The 16,233-nt window shown below is 72.8% G+C and carries 12 protein-coding genes and 1 pseudogene; 5 read left to right on the top strand and 8 right to left on the bottom strand.

Annotated elements, in window-relative coordinates; translation table 11 throughout:
• Positions 1 to 46: 46 nt before the first annotated feature.
• Both ABZX75_RS18970 and ABZX75_RS18965 read left to right on the top strand, forming a co-directional pair.
• Complete coding sequence (locus ABZX75_RS18970) at positions 47 to 1,903, top strand: ABC transporter ATP-binding protein (RefSeq protein ID WP_355411854.1); 1,857 nt, start codon at positions 47 to 49, stop codon at positions 1,901 to 1,903.
• Entirely contained in the window at positions 1,900 to 3,681 is a 1,782-nt protein-coding gene (locus tag ABZX75_RS18965) for an ABC transporter ATP-binding protein (protein WP_355411852.1), read from the top strand. The genes ABZX75_RS18970 and ABZX75_RS18965 overlap by 4 nt, the downstream gene beginning before the upstream one ends.
• A 70-nt stretch (positions 3,682 to 3,751) precedes the next feature.
• Here ABZX75_RS18965 and ABZX75_RS18960 read toward each other — a convergent pair whose 3' ends face one another.
• Both ABZX75_RS18960 and ABZX75_RS18955 read right to left on the bottom strand, forming a co-directional pair.
• On the bottom strand, positions 3,752 to 4,939 hold the full coding sequence (locus ABZX75_RS18960) for a hypothetical protein (protein WP_355411850.1): 1,188 nt from the start codon (positions 4,937 to 4,939) through the stop codon (positions 3,752 to 3,754).
• Between the two features lie 236 nt (positions 4,940 to 5,175).
• Positions 5,176 to 5,967 (bottom strand): metal-dependent hydrolase, encoded by a 792-nt coding sequence (locus ABZX75_RS18955; RefSeq protein ID WP_355411848.1) that lies wholly within the window; start codon positions 5,965 to 5,967, stop codon positions 5,176 to 5,178.
• 145 nt (positions 5,968 to 6,112) lie between these two features.
• Here ABZX75_RS18955 and ABZX75_RS18950 point away from each other — a divergent pair, with 145 nt between their 5' ends.
• The 3 genes from ABZX75_RS18950 (at position 6,113) to ABZX75_RS18940 (ending at position 10,114) form a co-directional block, all read left to right on the top strand.
• Complete coding sequence (locus tag ABZX75_RS18950) at positions 6,113 to 8,635, top strand: DUF3516 domain-containing protein (RefSeq protein ID WP_355411846.1); 2,523 nt, start codon at positions 6,113 to 6,115, stop codon at positions 8,633 to 8,635.
• 79 nt (positions 8,636 to 8,714) lie between these two features.
• The gene (locus ABZX75_RS18945; RefSeq protein WP_355411844.1) at positions 8,715 to 9,704 is read left to right on the top strand and encodes an acyl-CoA thioesterase II; all 990 of its coding nucleotides are present in this window, start codon (positions 8,715 to 8,717) and stop codon (positions 9,702 to 9,704) included.
• 8 nt (positions 9,705 to 9,712) lie between these two features.
• The gene (locus ABZX75_RS18940) at positions 9,713 to 10,114 is read left to right on the top strand and encodes a YchJ family metal-binding protein (protein ID WP_355411842.1); all 402 of its coding nucleotides are present in this window, start codon (positions 9,713 to 9,715) and stop codon (positions 10,112 to 10,114) included.
• Here ABZX75_RS18940 and ABZX75_RS18935 read toward each other — a convergent pair.
• The 6 genes and pseudogenes from ABZX75_RS18935 to ABZX75_RS18910 form a co-directional block, all read right to left on the bottom strand.
• Positions 10,078 to 10,914, bottom strand: coding sequence for a DUF6397 family protein (locus tag ABZX75_RS18935; protein ID WP_355411840.1), 837 nt, complete (start codon positions 10,912 to 10,914; stop codon positions 10,078 to 10,080). The two genes, ABZX75_RS18940 and ABZX75_RS18935, sit on opposite strands and share 37 nt — an antisense overlap.
• 171 nt (positions 10,915 to 11,085) lie before the next feature.
• Positions 11,086 to 11,484 carry a roadblock/LC7 domain-containing protein gene (locus tag ABZX75_RS18930; RefSeq protein ID WP_355411838.1) on the bottom strand — a complete coding sequence of 133 codons (399 nt, stop codon included), beginning with the start codon at positions 11,482 to 11,484 and terminating at the stop codon, positions 11,086 to 11,088.
• Between the two features lie 232 nt (positions 11,485 to 11,716).
• Entirely contained in the window at positions 11,717 to 12,304 is a 588-nt protein-coding gene (locus tag ABZX75_RS18925; protein WP_355412139.1) for an ATP/GTP-binding protein, read from the bottom strand.
• 209 nt (positions 12,305 to 12,513) lie between these two features.
• Positions 12,514 to 12,894: a DUF742 domain-containing protein gene (locus ABZX75_RS18920; RefSeq protein WP_355411836.1), complete on the bottom strand. Its 381-nt coding sequence runs from the start codon at positions 12,892 to 12,894 to the stop codon at positions 12,514 to 12,516.
• A gap of 16 nt (positions 12,895 to 12,910) precedes the next feature.
• Entirely contained in the window at positions 12,911 to 13,366 is a 456-nt protein-coding gene (locus ABZX75_RS18915; RefSeq protein WP_355411834.1) for a roadblock/LC7 domain-containing protein, read from the bottom strand.
• Positions 13,366 to 16,006: pseudogene (locus tag ABZX75_RS18910) on the bottom strand (nitrate- and nitrite sensing domain-containing protein). The gene ABZX75_RS18915 and the pseudogene ABZX75_RS18910 overlap by 1 nt, the downstream one beginning before the upstream one ends.
• Between the last annotated feature and the right edge of the window lie 227 nt (positions 16,007 to 16,233).

Genomic DNA, 16,233 nt, shown 5'->3' with positions numbered 1-16,233 from the left:
GGCGAACCTTGCACGGTTTGAACCACTCGACCACTCATGGGGCGTCATGCAGATCAGCGATCTTCCGTATCCGGACCCAGGGGTACCGGACGCTCGCTCCGGCCCGCGCTTCCTCGTGTGGCTGGGGCGCGGTCAACTCGGCGGACAGGCCAAAAGCCTGTGCTGGGGGCTGCTGCACCACTGCGGCATCGCCGGGTTGCCCTTCGCGGTCGGCATCGGGATCGACGCTGTCGTGGACCGCGACGGCGGCCGACTGCTCATGACCGGCGCGCTGATCGTGCTGCTCGGCGTCGCCATTTCGCTCGGCGACGCCATGCTCCACCGGACCGCCGTGACCAACTGGATCACCGCCGCCGCCCGGGTGCAGCAGCTGCTCGCCCGCAAGACCGCCGAACTGGGCTCCGCCCTGACCCGGCGGGTCGCCGCCGGTGAGGTCGTCGCCGTGTCCACAGGAGACGTCGAGAAGATCGGATGGTTCGTGGAAGCGGTCTCGCGCTTCCTGGCCGGCGCCCTCGCCATCGTGCTCATCTGCGTGGGCCTGGTCTTCTACGCGCCTGCCCTGGGGGTGGTCGTGGCCATCGGCATGCCCGTGCTGGCGCTCGCCGTCCTGCCCCTGCTCCCCCGCGCCACGCAGCGCGCCGACATCCAGCGCGAGAAGGCCGGCAAGGCGACCGAGCTGGCCTCGGACACCGTCGCGGGCCTGCGGGTCCTGCGCGGCATCGGCGGTGAGGATCTGTTCCTCAGCCGTTACCGCGAGGCTTCGCAGGCGGTACGCGAGGCCGCTGTGCGCAGTGCCCGGATGTGGGCGCTGATCGCGGCGATCCAGGTGCTGTTGCCCGGCCTGCTGCTCATCACGGTCGTCTGGTACGGCTCCGCGCTCGTGCTGGACGGCCGGCTCGCGGTCGGTGAACTCGTCGCCGTCTTCAGCGCGGTGGCCCTGATGCTCTACCCCCTGCACAGCGTTCAGGAGATCGCCATGGCGTACTCCTTCTCGCGGCCCTCCGCCCAGCGGGCCGCCCGGGTGCTGTCGCTGACGCGGACCGACGCCGCGGCGCGTCCCGCCGTCACCGAGGCGGCGCGCGCCCCCGCCGCGGGCGGGGACCTGTACGACCCGCAGACCGGACTGCTGGCCCCGGCGGGCCGGTTCACCGCCGTCGTGTGCGGGGACCCGGACCTGGCGGGCCGGCTCGCGGAACGCCTCGGCGGCCACCCCATGGACGACGCGGCCGCGGACGTCCCGACCGGCCCCTCGGTGCTGCTGGGCGGGGTCGCGCTGGACGAGCTCGAACTGGACACCGCGCGCACCCTGGTCCTCGTACAGGACAAGGATCCGGTGCTGCTGTCCGGGACGCTGCGCGAGCTGTTCGACGTACCGGCCTCCGGAGCGGTCGACTCGGGCGCGGCGCTGGAGGCGGCCCAGTGCGGGGACGTCCTGGACGCGCTGCTGCAGTCGGCGCCCGACGGGGTGGACGACCCGATGGACGCGCGGATCACCGAGCGCGGCCGGTCCTTGTCCGGCGGTCAGCGCCAGCGTCTCGCACTGGCCCGGTCACTGCTCACGGACCCGGAGGTGCTGGTGTTGGACGAGCCGACCTCGGCGGTCGACTCGCACACCGAGGCCCGGATCGCGGACGGCGTCGCGGCCCTGCGCACCGGACGCACCACGGTGGTACTGGCGTCCTCGCCGCTGCTGCTGGACCGCGCCGACCGGGTCGTCCTCGTCCACGAGGGCACGGTGGCCGCAGTCGGTACGCACCGCGAGCTGCTGCACGGCGAACCGCGCTACCGGGCGGTCGTCACCCGCGAGCCCGACGAGGACGGCGGCGCGGCGGCCCGGCGGCGCGCACGGCGTGAACTGACGGAACTGACGGAAGCTCTCACCGAGATCGAGGAATCCGCATGATCGGCGTGGCGCCGCCGGAGTACGATCCGGCGGCCCCCGAGTCGGCCGCCACCCTGCCCGTGGGCACGTCGGCGACCGTACGGGACTATGTGCGCGGCCTGTTCCGGCGGCACCGGCGGGCCTTCGTCGTGCTGGTGACGGTCAACGCGGTGGCGGTGATCGCCTCCATGGTCGGCCCGTACCTGCTGGGCCGGGTCGTGGACGAGCTCGCGGCGGGGGCGCGCGAACTCCATCTGGGGCGCGTGGCGGTGCTGTTCGCGCTGGCGCTGGTCGTCCAGACGCTCTTCACCCGGCTGGTCCGGCTGCGCGGAGCGATGCTCGGCGAGGAGATGCTGGCCGATCTGCGCGAGGACTTCCTGGTGCGGTCGGTGAGACTGCCGCCGGGTGTGCTGGAGCGGGCTGGTACCGGTGACCTGCTGTCGCGGATCACCACCGACATCGACCGGCTGGCCAATGCCATGCGCGAGGCCGTACCGCAGCTGGCGATCGGCGTGGTCTGGGCGGGACTCCTCTTCAGCGCGCTCGCGGTGATGGCACCGCCGCTGGCGCTGGCCGCACTCGTCGCGCTGCCGGTGCTGGTGATCGGCTGCCGCTGGTACTTCAAGCGGGCCCCGTCGGCCTACCGCTCGGAGGCGGCCGGTTACGCGGCGGTCTCCGCCGCACTCACCGAGACCGTGGATGCGGGCCGCACCATCGAGGCGCACCGCCTCGGGCGGGACCGGATCGCGCTCTCGGAGCGGCGCATCAAGGAATGGACGGCCTGGGAGCGGTACACCCTCTTCCTGCGGACGGTCCTCTTCCCCGTCATCAACGTCACCTACGTGACCATCCTCGGCTCCGTGCTGATGATCGGCGGCTACTGCGTGCTGCGGGGCTGGATGTCGGTGGGCCAGCTGACGACGGGCGCGCTGCTGGCTCAGATGATGGTCGATCCGATCGGCCTGATCCTGCGCTGGTACGACGAACTCCAGGTCGCCCAGGTCTCGCTGGGCCGCCTGGTGGGCGTACGGGAGATCGAGCCGGACGCGGGGGACCCGAAGGTGGCGCCGGAGGGCCGGGGCGTGCGGGCCGATGGCGTCCGCTTCGGCTACCGGGAGGGCGTGGACGTCCTGCACCAGGTGTCGCTGTCCGTGCCGCCGGGCACCCGGATGGCGCTGGTCGGCCCCTCGGGCGCGGGCAAGTCCACGCTGGGGCGGCTGCTGGCGGGCATCTACGCGCCCAGGACCGGCGAGGTCACCCTCGGCGGGGCGCGGCTGTCGCGGATGCCGGCGGAACGTGTGCGCGAGCACGTGGCCCTGGTCAACCAGGAGCACCACGTGTTCGTCGGCTCGCTGCGGGACAACCTCCGGCTGGCGCGGACGGGCGCCGGGGACCCGGAGCTGTGGGCGGCGCTGGGCGCGGTGGACGCGGACGGATGGGCGCGGGCCCTGGAAGCCGGCCTGGACACCGAGGTCGGTTCCGGCGGCACGGCGCTGACTCCGGCGCAGGCGCAGCAGATCGCGCTGGCCCGGCTGGTGCTCGCGGACCCGCACACGCTGGTACTGGACGAGGCGACCTCGCTGCTGGACCCGCGAGCCGCACGGCACTTGGAGCGTTCGCTGGCGCGGGTGCTGGACGGCCGTACCGTCATCGCGATCGCCCACCGGCTGCACACCGCGCACGACGCGGATGTGATCGCGGTGGTGGAGAGCGGCCGGATCAGCGAACTGGGCTCGCACGACGAGCTGGTCGCGGCCGACGGCGCGTATGCGGCGCTGTGGCGGTCCTGGCACGGCTGACCCCGTACGACCAGGGCTCGATCCGGCCCCCGGCCCCGCTGCCGGACCGGGGGGCCGCGGGGCCGGCCGTTTACGGGGCCGGATCCGCCGTGGGTACGTACGCCTGCCGCGACGCGCAGGTCCAGATCACCGGGCGGACGACGCCCCCGGCGTCCACCGCGACGCCGCCGACCTGGTCGTCGTCCGTCACCGCGTAGGCGGCGGAGAAGCCGCCGGGGGCAAGCCGGGGCAGGGCGCGCACCGGGCCGCTGCCGGACCAGTACTGCGCCTGGACGGGCGGGGGCTGGCCCGGCGGATGGGTGTAGGGGGAGTCGTGGGCGATGCCGACCGAGACCCGGGTGCTGGGACTGATGTCCTCGAAGGTGCCGCTGGTGCGCCCGGCCATCCAGGGGGCGGGGGTGGCGCTGCCGTAGGGGGCGCTCCAGGCGATCGCGGTGTCTTCCATGGCCCGGCTGTTCCAGTGGAGGCCGACGATCCGGCCGGAGTCGTCGATGGCCTGCGGCTTGTAGTACTCGTACGCGCCGCCGGCCGGCTGGAGCGTGGCGGGAGCGGCCGCGGCATCCGCGGACCAGAGCAGACCGGGGTTGATGCCGTAGGAGTCCTCGGGGTCCTCGGACGGGCCGGAGCCGTGGCCGATGACGTGGCCGGCCTCGTTGATGCCGGTCACCTCCCCGAGATGGAATCCGGCCGGCAGGGGCAGCTCTCTGCGGAGCGTTCCGCCGGACCATTCGAGGCCGATGGTCCGGCCCGTGTCCGCGTCGTACCGGGTGCCGACGATGTGGCCCCGGTCGTTGACCGCGGTGGCGGTCTGCCCGCCGGGAAGCAGGCTGACCGCCCTCGCGCCGGGCCGGTAGCCGAAGGCCTTGCGGCCGGTGGGGGTGGTCACCGTGCCGACCATGAGGCCGTGGCGGTTGACGGCCTCCACGCTGCCGCCGGTGGCTCCGGTGGGCAGCGGTACGGCGTGGACGCCGGCGCCGAGCCAGTACGCCGGCCTGCCGTGGGAGACGCCCACGGACAGTCCGAGCGGTCCGATGCCGTTCACCTGGGTCCGGTGCGTCCACGGGCTCGGCTCGGTGTCCGAGCCGGGCAGTGACCTCAGTACCCGGATGGACGGCTTGCAGCCGGGGCCGCTGCCGCTCGCCGGGGAGCCGGCGGACTGCTCCGGGGCCGCGTGTGCCGGTGCGGCGGCGGCGAGCGAGGCGAGGACCGTCCCGGCCACGGCCACGGCCACGCCGATGGTTCTTGTTCTCCTGCCCATGGATCCCCCCGGTCATGGCGCGAGCCGACTCACCTGACGGTTCGTCGGCTCACATGATGTCCGTGCGGGGCGGGGCTGACCAGAGGGCCTTTCAGGCCCTGTCGGCAAGAGCGGCGCGTCGGCGATGTCCGTCCGTCGTGTCCGCCGCCGGGCACGGAAGGCGGCCGACCGGCTCCGACTCCGGATCCGGCTCCGGCTCCGACTCCGGCTCGAAACGCGTCGCCCGGCCTGGATCGCTAGATGAAGCCGAGGGCGGACGCGCCGCCGACACCGCCGAGCAGCATGAACACCGGCATGAGGACCTTGAGCTCCACCCAGCTGCCGGCGCGGAAGCGCATCATCTTCGGCGGGCCGACCGGGTACCAGCGCTTGCCGGCGATCGGGAGGGGCCACAGGATCGGGCAGCCGGAGACCGTCAGCGCGTCGCCGATGTCGTGGACCAGAGCGCCGAGGAGGATCGGCAGGCCGAGCCAGAGGTACTCCTGGCCGGGGTCGGTGAACAGCCAGCCCGCGCCGTTGCCGGGCTGGTCCAGTACGCCGGCCAGGATCCAGGCGCTCGTGGCGCCGAGCAGCCAGACGAGGATGTCGCTGGACATCCGGGCGGCCCGCCACAGCAGGCCTTCGACGGCCAGCACGAGGTGGACGAAGAGCAGGACGAGCACGCCCCAGCGGTCGGTGGTGACGGCGAGGGTGGAGCCGCCGGCTCCGATCAGGACGGCCCAGAGCCAGGTGTGCGTCAGGGTGCGGTGGCCGCCGGTGCGGCGTGCGTCCTTCCTGGAGCGGGTGGCCTTGTAGACGGCGTAGGAGATCTTGTCGACCACCTCGCACATGCCCCGGGAGAGGGGACCGAAGGCGCGCGAGATCGTCGCCGACTTGTGGTCGAGGTCGGGGGCGAGCGCCGCGCCCGCGCAGATCAGCGCGCCGACGACGAGGACCGGCCAGGGCATGGGGTGTCCGGCGGCCGCGGTCGCCGCGCCCACCCCCAGCCAGGCCGCTGCGCCGGACAGTGAGTGCGCCGGACCCATCATGGTCGTTCCCCGCCCCGGTGGTGGTGTGGTCGGGCCCTGTCGACGGTCTCGTTCGGGCCTCATCGACGGCACAGCGTACAGTCGATGATCTTGCTCCCGTCCGCCGGTTCCCTCTTACGGGGGGAAGCCAGGCAAGATGGGGGGTGTGACCCTCATTGATCAGCTCCCGCCGAACGCCGACCCCGATGCCCTCTTCGAGGCTTTCTCCTCGTGGGCGGAGGACCAGGGCATCACCCTGTACCCGGCGCAGGAGGAGGCGCTGATCGAGGTCGTCTCCGGTGCGAACGTGATCCTGTCCACCCCGACCGGCTCCGGCAAGAGCCTGGTCGCCGCGGGCGCGCACTTCACCGCCCTGGCCCAGGACAAGGTCACCTTCTACACCGCTCCGATCAAGGCGCTGGTGTCGGAGAAGTTCTTCGACCTCTGCAAGCTCTTCGGCACCGAGAACGTCGGCATGCTGACCGGGGACGCCTCCGTGAACGCGGACGCCCCGGTGATCTGCTGTACCGCCGAGGTGCTGGCCTCCATCGCCCTGCGCGACGGCAAGCACGCCGACATCGGCCAGGTCGTGATGGACGAGTTCCACTTCTATGCCGAGCCGGACCGCGGCTGGGCCTGGCAGATCCCGCTGCTGGAACTGCCGCAGGCGCAGTTCATCCTGATGTCCGCGACCCTCGGCGACATGAAGCGGTTCGAGGAGGACCTGACCCGGCGCACCGGCCGTCCGACCACGGTCGTCCGCTCCGCGAGCCGGCCCGTCCCGCTGTCGTACGAGTACGTCACCACGCCGATCACCGACACGATCACGGAGCTGCTGGAAACCCGGCAGGCCCCTGTCTACATCGTGCACTTCACCCAGGCCCAGGCGGTCGAGCGGGCGCAGTCGCTCATGAGCATCAACATGTGCACCCGCGAGGAGAAGGACAAGATCGCCGATCTCATCGGCAACTTCCGCTTCACCACGAAGTTCGGTCAGAACCTCTCCCGCTATGTCCGGCACGGCATCGGTGTGCACCACGCCGGCATGCTGCCCAAGTACCGGCGCCTGGTCGAGAAGCTCGCCCAGGCCGGCCTCCTCAAGGTCATCTGCGGCACGGACACCCTCGGTGTCGGCGTCAACGTCCCGATCCGCACGGTGCTGTTCACGGCGCTCACGAAGTACGACGGCACCCGCGTCCGGACGCTGCGCGCCCGCGAGTTCCACCAGATCGCAGGGCGCGCCGGCCGGGCCGGCTTCGACACGGCGGGCTACGTGGTCGCTCAGGCGCCCGAGCACGTGATCGAGAACGAGAAGGCGCTCGCGAAGGCGGGCGACGACCCGAAGAAGCGCCGCAAGGTGGTGCGCAAGAAGGCCCCCGAGGGCTTCGTCGCCTGGTCGGACATCACCTTCGAGAAGCTCATCGCCGCCGACCCGGAGCCACTCACCTCGCGCTTCAAGGTCACCAACATCATGCTGCTGTCGGTCATCGCCCGGCCGGGCGATGCCTTCAAGGCGATGCGCCACCTCCTGGAGGACAACCACGAGCCACGCAAGGCCCAGCTGCGGCACATCCGCCGGGCCCTCGCGATCTACCGCTCGCTGCTGGACGGCGGTGTGGTCGAGAAGCTCCAGACCCCGGACGCGGAGGGCCGCACCATCCGGCTCACCGTCGACCTCCAGCAGGACTTCGCGCTCAACCAGCCGCTGTCCACCTTCGCGCTGGCCTCCTTCGACCTCCTGGACCCGGAGTCCCCCTCCTACGCGCTGGACATGGTGTCGGTCGTCGAGTCCACGCTGGACGACCCGCGCCAGATCCTGGCCGCCCAGCAGAACAAGGAACGCGGCATCGCCGTGGGGGCGATGAAGGCCGACGGGATCGAGTACGAGGAGCGGATGGAGCGGCTCCAGGACGTCACCTACCCCAAGCCGCTCGAGGAGCTGCTCCTCCACGCCTACGACGTCTATGCCAAGAGCCACCCCTGGGTGCGCGACCACCCCGTCTCGCCGAAGTCGATCATCCGTGACATGTACGAACGCGCGATGACCTTCACCGAGTTCACCTCCTTCTACGAGCTGGCGCGCACCGAGGGCATCGTGCTGCGCTACCTGGCCGGTGCGTACAAGGCGCTGGACCACACCATCCCCGACGACCTCAAGTCCGAGGACCTCCAGGACCTCATCGCCTGGCTCGGCGAACTGGTCCGCCAGGTCGACTCCAGCCTGCTGGACGAGTGGGAGCAGCTGGCGAACCCGGAGGTGGAGACGGCGGAGCAGGCTCAGGAGAAGGCCGACCAGGTCAAGCCGGTGACCGCGAACTCCCGCGCCTTCCGCGTCCTGGTCCGCAACGCCATGTTCCGCCGCGTGGAGCTGGCCGCCCTGGACCACGTCAACGTCCTGGGCGAGCTGGACGCCGAGTCCGGCTGGGACGCCGACGCCTGGGGCGAGGCCATGGACGGGTACTGGGACGAGTACGACGACCTGAGCACCGGCCCCGACGCACGCGGCCCGAAGCTGCTGCAGATCCAGGAGGACCCGGCGCACGGCCTGTGGCGCGTCCGGCAGACCTTCGCCGACCCCAACGGGGACCATGGCTGGGGCATCAGCGCCGAGGTCGACCTCGCGGCCTCCGATGAAGAGGGCCGGGCGGTCGTCCGCGTCACCTCGGTCGGCGAGCTCGGCGCGCTCTGACCGACCCCTGTACCGCTCCGGCTCCGCCGACCCCCGCGTTCCGCCGGCTCCGCCCGGACCCGACAGTGGAGAACCTCTGATGACGAACCCCGCCGAAAGGCTGGTCGATCTGCTCGACCTGGAGCAGATCGAGGTCAACATCTTCCGCGGCGCCAGCCCGCAGGAGTCGCTCCAGCGCGTCTTCGGCGGCCAGGTCGCCGGCCAGGCGCTGGTGGCCGCGGGCCGCACCACCGAGAGCGACCGGCCCGTCCACTCGCTGCACGCGTACTTCCTGCGCCCCGGCATCCCCGGGGTGCCGATCGTGTACCAGGTGGAGCGGGTGCGCGACGGGCGGTCCTTCACCACGCGCCGGGTCACCGCGGTCCAGCAGGGCAAGACGATCTTCAATCTCACCGCCTCCTTCCATCACCCGGAGGAGGGCAGCATCGAACACCAGCTGCCTCCTCGCCTCGACTTCCCGCACCCGGACTCGCTCCCGAAGGTCGTGGACGAGATCCGCGAGCACCTCGGTGCCCTGCCGGAGTCACTGGAGCGGATGGCCCGCCGCCAGCCCTTCGACATCCGGTACGTGGACCGGCTCCGCTGGACTCCCGAGGAGCTCAAGGACGCCGACCCCCGCAGTGCGGTGTGGATGCGCGCCGTCGGTCCGCTCGGCGACGACCCGCTCGTGCACACCTGCGCCCTCACCTACGCCAGTGACATGACCCTCCTCGACGCTGTGCGCATCCCCGTTGAGCCCTTGTGGGGCATGCGCGGCTTCGACATGGCCTCGCTGGACCATGCCATGTGGTTCCACCGGCCCTTCAGGGCGGACGAGTGGTTCCTGTACGACCAGGAGTCGCCCATCGCTCACGGCGGCCGGGGTCTGGCCCGCGGCCGTATCTACGACCTGGAGGGCAGGCTGCTGGTCTCCGTGGTCCAGGAAGGCCTCTTCCGGCCGTACCCCGCACCGCCGTCCCGTCCGGCCCAGCCCGCCCCCACGTCGGGGCCGTCGGGGCCGTCCGAGCCGACCGGGGAGTCCAACCCGTCCGAGCGGTCCAACCCGTCCGATCCGTCCCCGAGGAGCTGAGTACATCCGTGTCCACCCCGGCCGTCCCCTGCCCCTGCGGGCTGCCCGCGACCTACCCGGAGTGCTGCGGCCGCTTCCACTCCGGCGCGCAGCAGGCACCCACCGCCGAGCGGCTCATGCGCTCACGGTTCAGCGCCTTCGCCGTCGGTGACACCGCCTACCTGCTGCGCTCCTGGCATCCCTCGACCCGTCCGAGCCGGCTCGACTTGGATCCCGGGCAGCGCTGGGAGCGGCTGGAGATCCTCGGGACCGAGCGCGGCGGGATGTTCGAGAGGGAGGGCTCGGTGGAGTTCCGGGCGCACTACCGCGAGGGGCGGCACACCGGCTCGCTGCACGAGAACAGCGCCTTCTCCCGCGAGGAGGGGGCCTGGGTCTACGTCGGCCCCCTCTCCCCCGTCGACTTCGACTGACCGCGGGCCCCGGTCAGCGCGAACTCCAGGCTGGTGCGGTACCAGTGCACCTCCTCCGGCAGCTCGGCCCGCAGCAGCCGCAGCGCCACGGCCGCGGCCGCAGGCACCTGGGGGTGCCCGTACGGCGGGGGCGGGGCGAGTGCGGCCAGTACGATCCTCTCCGCCGGATCCGGCACCACCTCCCGGACGTCCTCCTCCGGAAGAACGGCGGCCAGTACGGCCGCCCGCTCCCAGGGGTCGGCGGACCGTCCGAGCAGGAGCCCGACATGCCGCCCGCGCCATTTCCGCGGGCGCAGGTCCGTCCCGGCCACCAACAGCTCCCGGTCCGCCGGGGGTGCGGTCCCGCGCAGTATCCCCGGCTCCCGCGCGGCGAATTCCCGTAGCTCCGCGGCCAGATAGAGCCACACCACGGCCCGGTACCGGTTGATCCGGTAGCCGACCGGGGTGACATGACCGCAGCGCGCCAGTCGGGTGAACCGGCTCGGGCCGGTCCCCAGCACCTCCGCTCCCGCCTCGGCTCCGGCGGCGGTCTCGACCCGCTCGCGCAGCGCGTCCGGCCAGGCCGCACCCGGCCGGCCCTCGACCGACCTCACCCGCTCCAGCTCCGCCCGCGTGTACCGCGCGGCCCCGCCCGGCGCCGACGGACCGGCGCGCACGATCCCCAGCTGAACCGCGCGCGCGAACTCGCTCCGGCTCAGCCCGAGTTCACCGGCGGCCTGCACACCACCCACCAGTACGCCCGCGTCCCTCCTCACATCCGCGGCCCTGCCCGCGGCCACGGCGACGTCGTCGCGCGACATGGTCTCCACCTGCATCATCACGGTTCTCCCCCCACAAGCGGCGATTACTCTGTGTGAAGACCGTAACTCAGCGCAATGACACCACGGGAGGCCTGTGGATAACTTTCAGCAGCCCTCGCCCGCAGGCTCCGAGCAGCGGTTCCCTGCCCGCGGCCGCGGCCCTGCGGTGGCTCAGCCTCCCGTGATGCGCCGCTCCGCCACGCCCAGGTGCTCGCCCACCCGGTTGACCAGCAGCGTCATCTCGTATGCGACCTGACCGATGTCGGCCTCGGCAGCGCTCAGCACGCACAGGCAGCTGCCGGCGCCCGCCGCCATGACGAAGAGGGCTCCCTCGTCGTACTCGACCATGGTCTGCCGGACCTCACCCGCCCTGAAATGCCGTCCCGACCCCTTGGCCAGGCTCTGCAAGCCGGCCGCTACAGCCGCCAGGTGCTCCGCGTCCTCCCGCGCCAGCCCCGCGCTCGCCCCCGTCATCAAACCGTCGTTGGACAGCACCACCGCATGCCGCACCTGCTGGACCCTGCGCGTCAGATCGTCCAACAGCCAGTCGAGTTGCTTGTCCAGTGCCATTCCCAGCCCCTCCCCGTCGACGCGGCCGACGTGGCCGCGCCCCACCCGCTCCGTAGTGCCGCAAGCCTTCCCCAGCAGCCCCTTTCCGGCAAGGAGGATGTCTCCATGACGAAGAAGATGACTCAAGAGGAATGGCGGGCATTCGTCTCCCGTTCCACGCGCACCGGAAAGAGATCTCGGCCGTCGGCGTGGCCGGCTGACGCCACCGCGCGGCGCGGGCCGACCGTGCCGTTCACGCGGAACCGGCCTGCGGCTCCACCGAGTCCAGCAGCCGGGCGGTGTGCACCCGCCCGGCATACTCCACCAGTCTGATCAGCACTTCCTTCCCCGAATCCTTGTCCCGCGCATCGCACAGAACGACGGGCGTGCCCTGGTCCAGGTCGAGCGCCCGCGATACGTCGGGCGCTCCGTACCTCCGGGCGTCCGTGAAACAGTTGACGGCCACGACGAATGGAATGCGCCGGTGCTCGAAGTAGTCCACCGCCGGGAAGCAGTCCTCCAGCCGCCGCGTGTCGGCGAGCACCACCGCGCCGAGCGCCCCCTGCGACAACTCGTCCCACAGGAACCAGAACCGGTCCTGCCCCGGCGTTCCGAACAGGTACAGCGACAGTCCGGACCGGATGGTGATCCGCCCGAAGTCCATGGCCACGGTCGTGGTCGACTTCCGCTCCACCCCGCCGGTGTCGTCGACCAGTTCACCGGCCTCGCTCAGCGACTCCTCCGTGCGCAGTGGCCGGATCTCGCTCACCGCACCCACCAATGTGGTCTTGCCGGCCCCGAAGCCGCCCGCCACGAGGATCTTCAAGGCGAGCGCGGCCAGTTCGCCTTCGTCCTCGGACGCGGCCTCGGACTCGACTTCGGACGCGGCCTCGGGCCGGGGCTCAGACTCGGCCACGGACCCGGACCCGGACTCGGGCTCGGGCTGGGCCTCGGGCTCCACGGCCGGTCCGACGGATCCGCCCGGTCCCGCCGGTCCCGCCGGTCCGGCAGATCCGACGGACCCCGCAGGTCCGCTGTCTTGTAGTCCCATCACAGCGCTCGCAATCCCTCGACGACTTCACGCAGAATCCGCTCGTCCGGAAGCTGGGCGGGCGGTACCGGTCTGCTGACCTTGACGTGCCCGCCCTCCAGCAGGTCCCCGAGCAGAACCCGAACCACCCCCACGGGCAGGTCGGCCTCGGCCGCGAGCTCCGCTACGGACTGCGTCTGCGACCGGCAGAGCCCGAGCAGCGCCCGGTGTTCGGGGCCGAGCAGCGACTCGGCCGCCTCATCGGCGCCCTCGGGGTCGACGTCGACCAGAGCGATCAGGTCGAACCGCACCCCATGGGGTCCCGGTTTCGTACGCCCGCCGGTCATGGCGTACGGACGGACCAGCGGGCCCGCGTCGGCGTCGTACCAGTGGCCGTTCATGTACCGGACCGCGCCCTCAGCCTGCGGCCGGCGGCCGCGCCGCGCAGCGGGGCGGGGTGTACAGGTGCTCGCCGACCCGTTTCACCAACCGGGCCATCTCGTAGGCGATCAGCCCGATATCGGCGTCGGCGGCGCTGAGCACGGCGAGGCAGGAGCCGTCCCCGGCGGCCGCGACGAAGAGGAAGCCCTCGTCCATCTCCACCATCGTCTGGCGCACGCTCCCGGTCTGGAAGTGGCGGCCCGTGCCCTTGGCCAGGCTGTGGAAGCCGGAGGCCACCGCGGCCAGGTGCTCGGCGTCCTCGCGGCTGAGCTCGGAGGAGGATCCGACCGCCAGCCCGTCGTTGGACAGGACCACGGCGTGCCGCACTTCGCGCACCCGGAGCACCAGATCGTCCAGCAGCCAGTCCGGTTCGCCGGAGCTGCGGACGCCGTCGAGGTCGAGGTCGAGGTCGATTCTCCGGTGTTCGATCATCACTCTTCTCCTTCGCTGCCTGCGGGACGGGAGGTCTCCCGGACACCGCGGACCCAGCCGGCCCGGTAGGCCGCCATCCGGGCCCGCGCCTGCTCCGGGCTGCGGCCCGGCCGTTCCCCGGGCGGGCGCACATCGGCCGGAGCCTTGGGGGCCGAAGCCTCCCGCAGTTGCGGGACGAGGCTGGCCTGGCGTACCCGGCGCGGCAGGTCGGTCACCGTGGCAGCGCCGGGGGCGGCCGGGGTGGGGGTGTCCGCCGCCGCGTGCGTACGGGTGACCGCGCCGCCGGGACCGCGCGGCCGCAGTGACGCCACCGGAGCCGGGCGCGGGCCCTGCGGTGCGGGGGTCCGGTCCGGGGCCGGGATGCCGCGTGCGTCGCCCCGTACGGGCTGGGCTCGCGGGTCCTCCCGAACCGCCGCTTCCCGCGGGTCCCCCCGTACGACGGTCCCCGCGGGCGGCGGGTGCTCCGCCGACGCCGACGCCCGGGCCGGGTGGGGAGCTTGGGCCGGAGGCGCGACCGCCGCCCGGGACTCCCCCGTACCGGCGCCGGCGCCTGACGTGATCGCGCTCTGGAGCAGGGACTTCGGCAGCAGTACCACGGCGGTGGTGCCGCCGTACGGTGAAGGGCGCAAGTGCACCTTCACACCGTGGCGCGCCGACAGGCGGCTGACCACGAAGAGCCCGAGCCGGTCGCTGTCGAAGAGGTCGAGCGCCTCGCACTGCTCGATGCGCCGGTTCGCCTCGCTCAGGGATGCGCGGCCCATGCCGAGCCCGCGGTCCTCGACCTCCAGGACGTAGCCGGCCCCGACCGGCTCACCGCTGACGCGGACCTTGGTGTGCGGCGGGGAGAACTGGGTGGCGTTCTCGATCAGTTCGGCGAGCAGGTGGGTGAGGTCGGCGACGGCGCCGCCGGTGATCGCCGCCTCGGCGAGTCGGCGGACCTCGACGCGCCGGTAGTCCTCGATCTCGGAGACGGCGGCGCGTACGACGTTCGTGAGCGAGACCGGCATCCGCCAGGCCCGGCCCGGGGCGGCACCCGACAGGATGATCAGACTTTCAGCGTGCCGGCGCATCCGGGTGGTGAGGTGGTCGAGCCGGAAGAGGCCTTCCAACTCGTTCGGGTCGTCGGCGCGCCGTTCCATCGAGTCGAGCAGGGTGAGCTGCTTGTGCACCAGGACCTGGCTGCGGCGGGCGAGGTTCACGAACACCCCGGACACTCCGCTGGCCAGCTCGGCCCGCTCGACCGCGGCCCTGAGCGCGGCCCGGTGGACGGTGGCGAGCGCCTCGCCGACCTCGGTGATCTCGTCGTCGGCCGGGGGCCCGGGCGGCGTCTCGGCGTCGACGTCGACGTCTTGGCCGGCGCGCAGCCGGTCCATGGCCTGCGGAAGTTTGCGGCGGGCGATCTCCAGGGCCCTGTTGCGCAGCGAGACGAGTTCCACGACCAGGGTGCGGCCGATGCGCACGGAGATGAAGAGCGAGGCGGCGACGGCGGCCAGGCCCAGCAGTACGGCGGCTCCGGCCGGGCTGAGCGCCCCCTCGGCGAACGGGTCGGCGCGGTCGGCGGCCGCGGCGTGCGCGGCCTCGTCGATCTCCCGCATCGAGGCGCCGACGCCGGTGTAGGCGGCGTCCCATCCGGCGGGGGCCCCGCCGGCCTCAGGGGCCGCGCCCGCGCCCGCGGCCGCCGCCCGGTCCTCGGCGCCGGTGAGTTCGGCGTAGGCGCCGCTCTCGGCGATGGACTGCCAGGCGGCCTGCTGGGCGGCGGGGAGGTCGCGGGCGGCGGCGGCCGTGAGGGCGCGGCGGGTCTCGATGGTGCCGGTCAGCCGGCGAAGCGTTTCAGCGGTGCGCGGGCCCGGCGAGCAGCGCGTCCTCGCGGGCGAGGAGTTCCCGGGCGCGGGCGAATTCGTGCAGGACCCGGGCGTCGGGGCCGAGTCCGGCGCCTTGGCCCCCGGAGAGGGCGCCGCCGACGGCGAGAGCCGAGTCGACCACCCGGGTGTAGATCTCGTAGGCGGCGTCCGCAGTGGCCCGGCGGCCGGTGATGTCTTCGCGGGCGGAGGTGAGCGCCTCGGCGGCGGCGACGAACCCGCCGAGCCGGTCCCCCACTTCGGGGCGGTAGTCGCCGGAATCCGCGACGGTGTGCCGGTCGCCGAGCCGTAGTCGCTGCACGGCGGCGTCGGTGCGGCGGGCCTGCTGGTCCAGGGCGGCTCCCTGGTCGGCGGCGGGGTCGGCGAGGAGGCGGACGGCGGCGCGCCGTTCCGCCTGGAGCTCGGTGACGGCGGCGGCGACGGGGATACGGATCTGCGCGTCGACCCGCTGAACGCGGCTGAGGCGGGCGATGTCCTGGGCGGTGCTGACCGTGGCGAAGGCCCAGAGGGCGAGCAGCGAGACGACCGGGACCATCAGCAGCGAGACGATCTTCGCGCGAACGGTACCGAGGCGCAGCCGCGGCCGCCTCCCGGGCCGGGCACCGCTGCCGGGCCGGGCACCGCTGCGGGGCTGCGCGACGGGGCCGGGGCGGGGTGCGTGGGGCGCGTGCTGCGCCACCGGTTCCTCGGCCGGTGGTCCGGCATGGGCCCGGCGGCCGCGTGCCGGGGGCGCGGGCAGCCGCGGCGCCGCTGCTTCCGGTTTCCTGCGGGGTATGCGCATGGGCTCCTCGATCCGGGGCGGTACGTACAGGTGCGGTGCTGCGGTCGTGGGGTACTGGGTCCTGCGGTGCTGCGATCGTGCGGATGGTGCGGTGGGCGGGGCAGCCGTACGGGCACGGCGGCCGGGTCGGCCCCCCGGAAGGGTGCGTCCGGCCTCCCGCCAGCGCTTGACGAGGGAGAGGTAGATCGTCGCGTGGTCGGTGGTGGACCCGGTCGCGTGGGCGGCCC

This window comes from Streptomyces sp. NPDC003038, assembly GCF_040611115.1.
Taxonomy (GTDB): Bacteria; Actinomycetota; Actinomycetes; order Streptomycetales; family Streptomycetaceae; genus Streptomyces.
The sequence above is the reverse complement of the archived record's forward strand: the minus strand, read 5'-3'. Positions and strand labels throughout refer to the sequence as shown.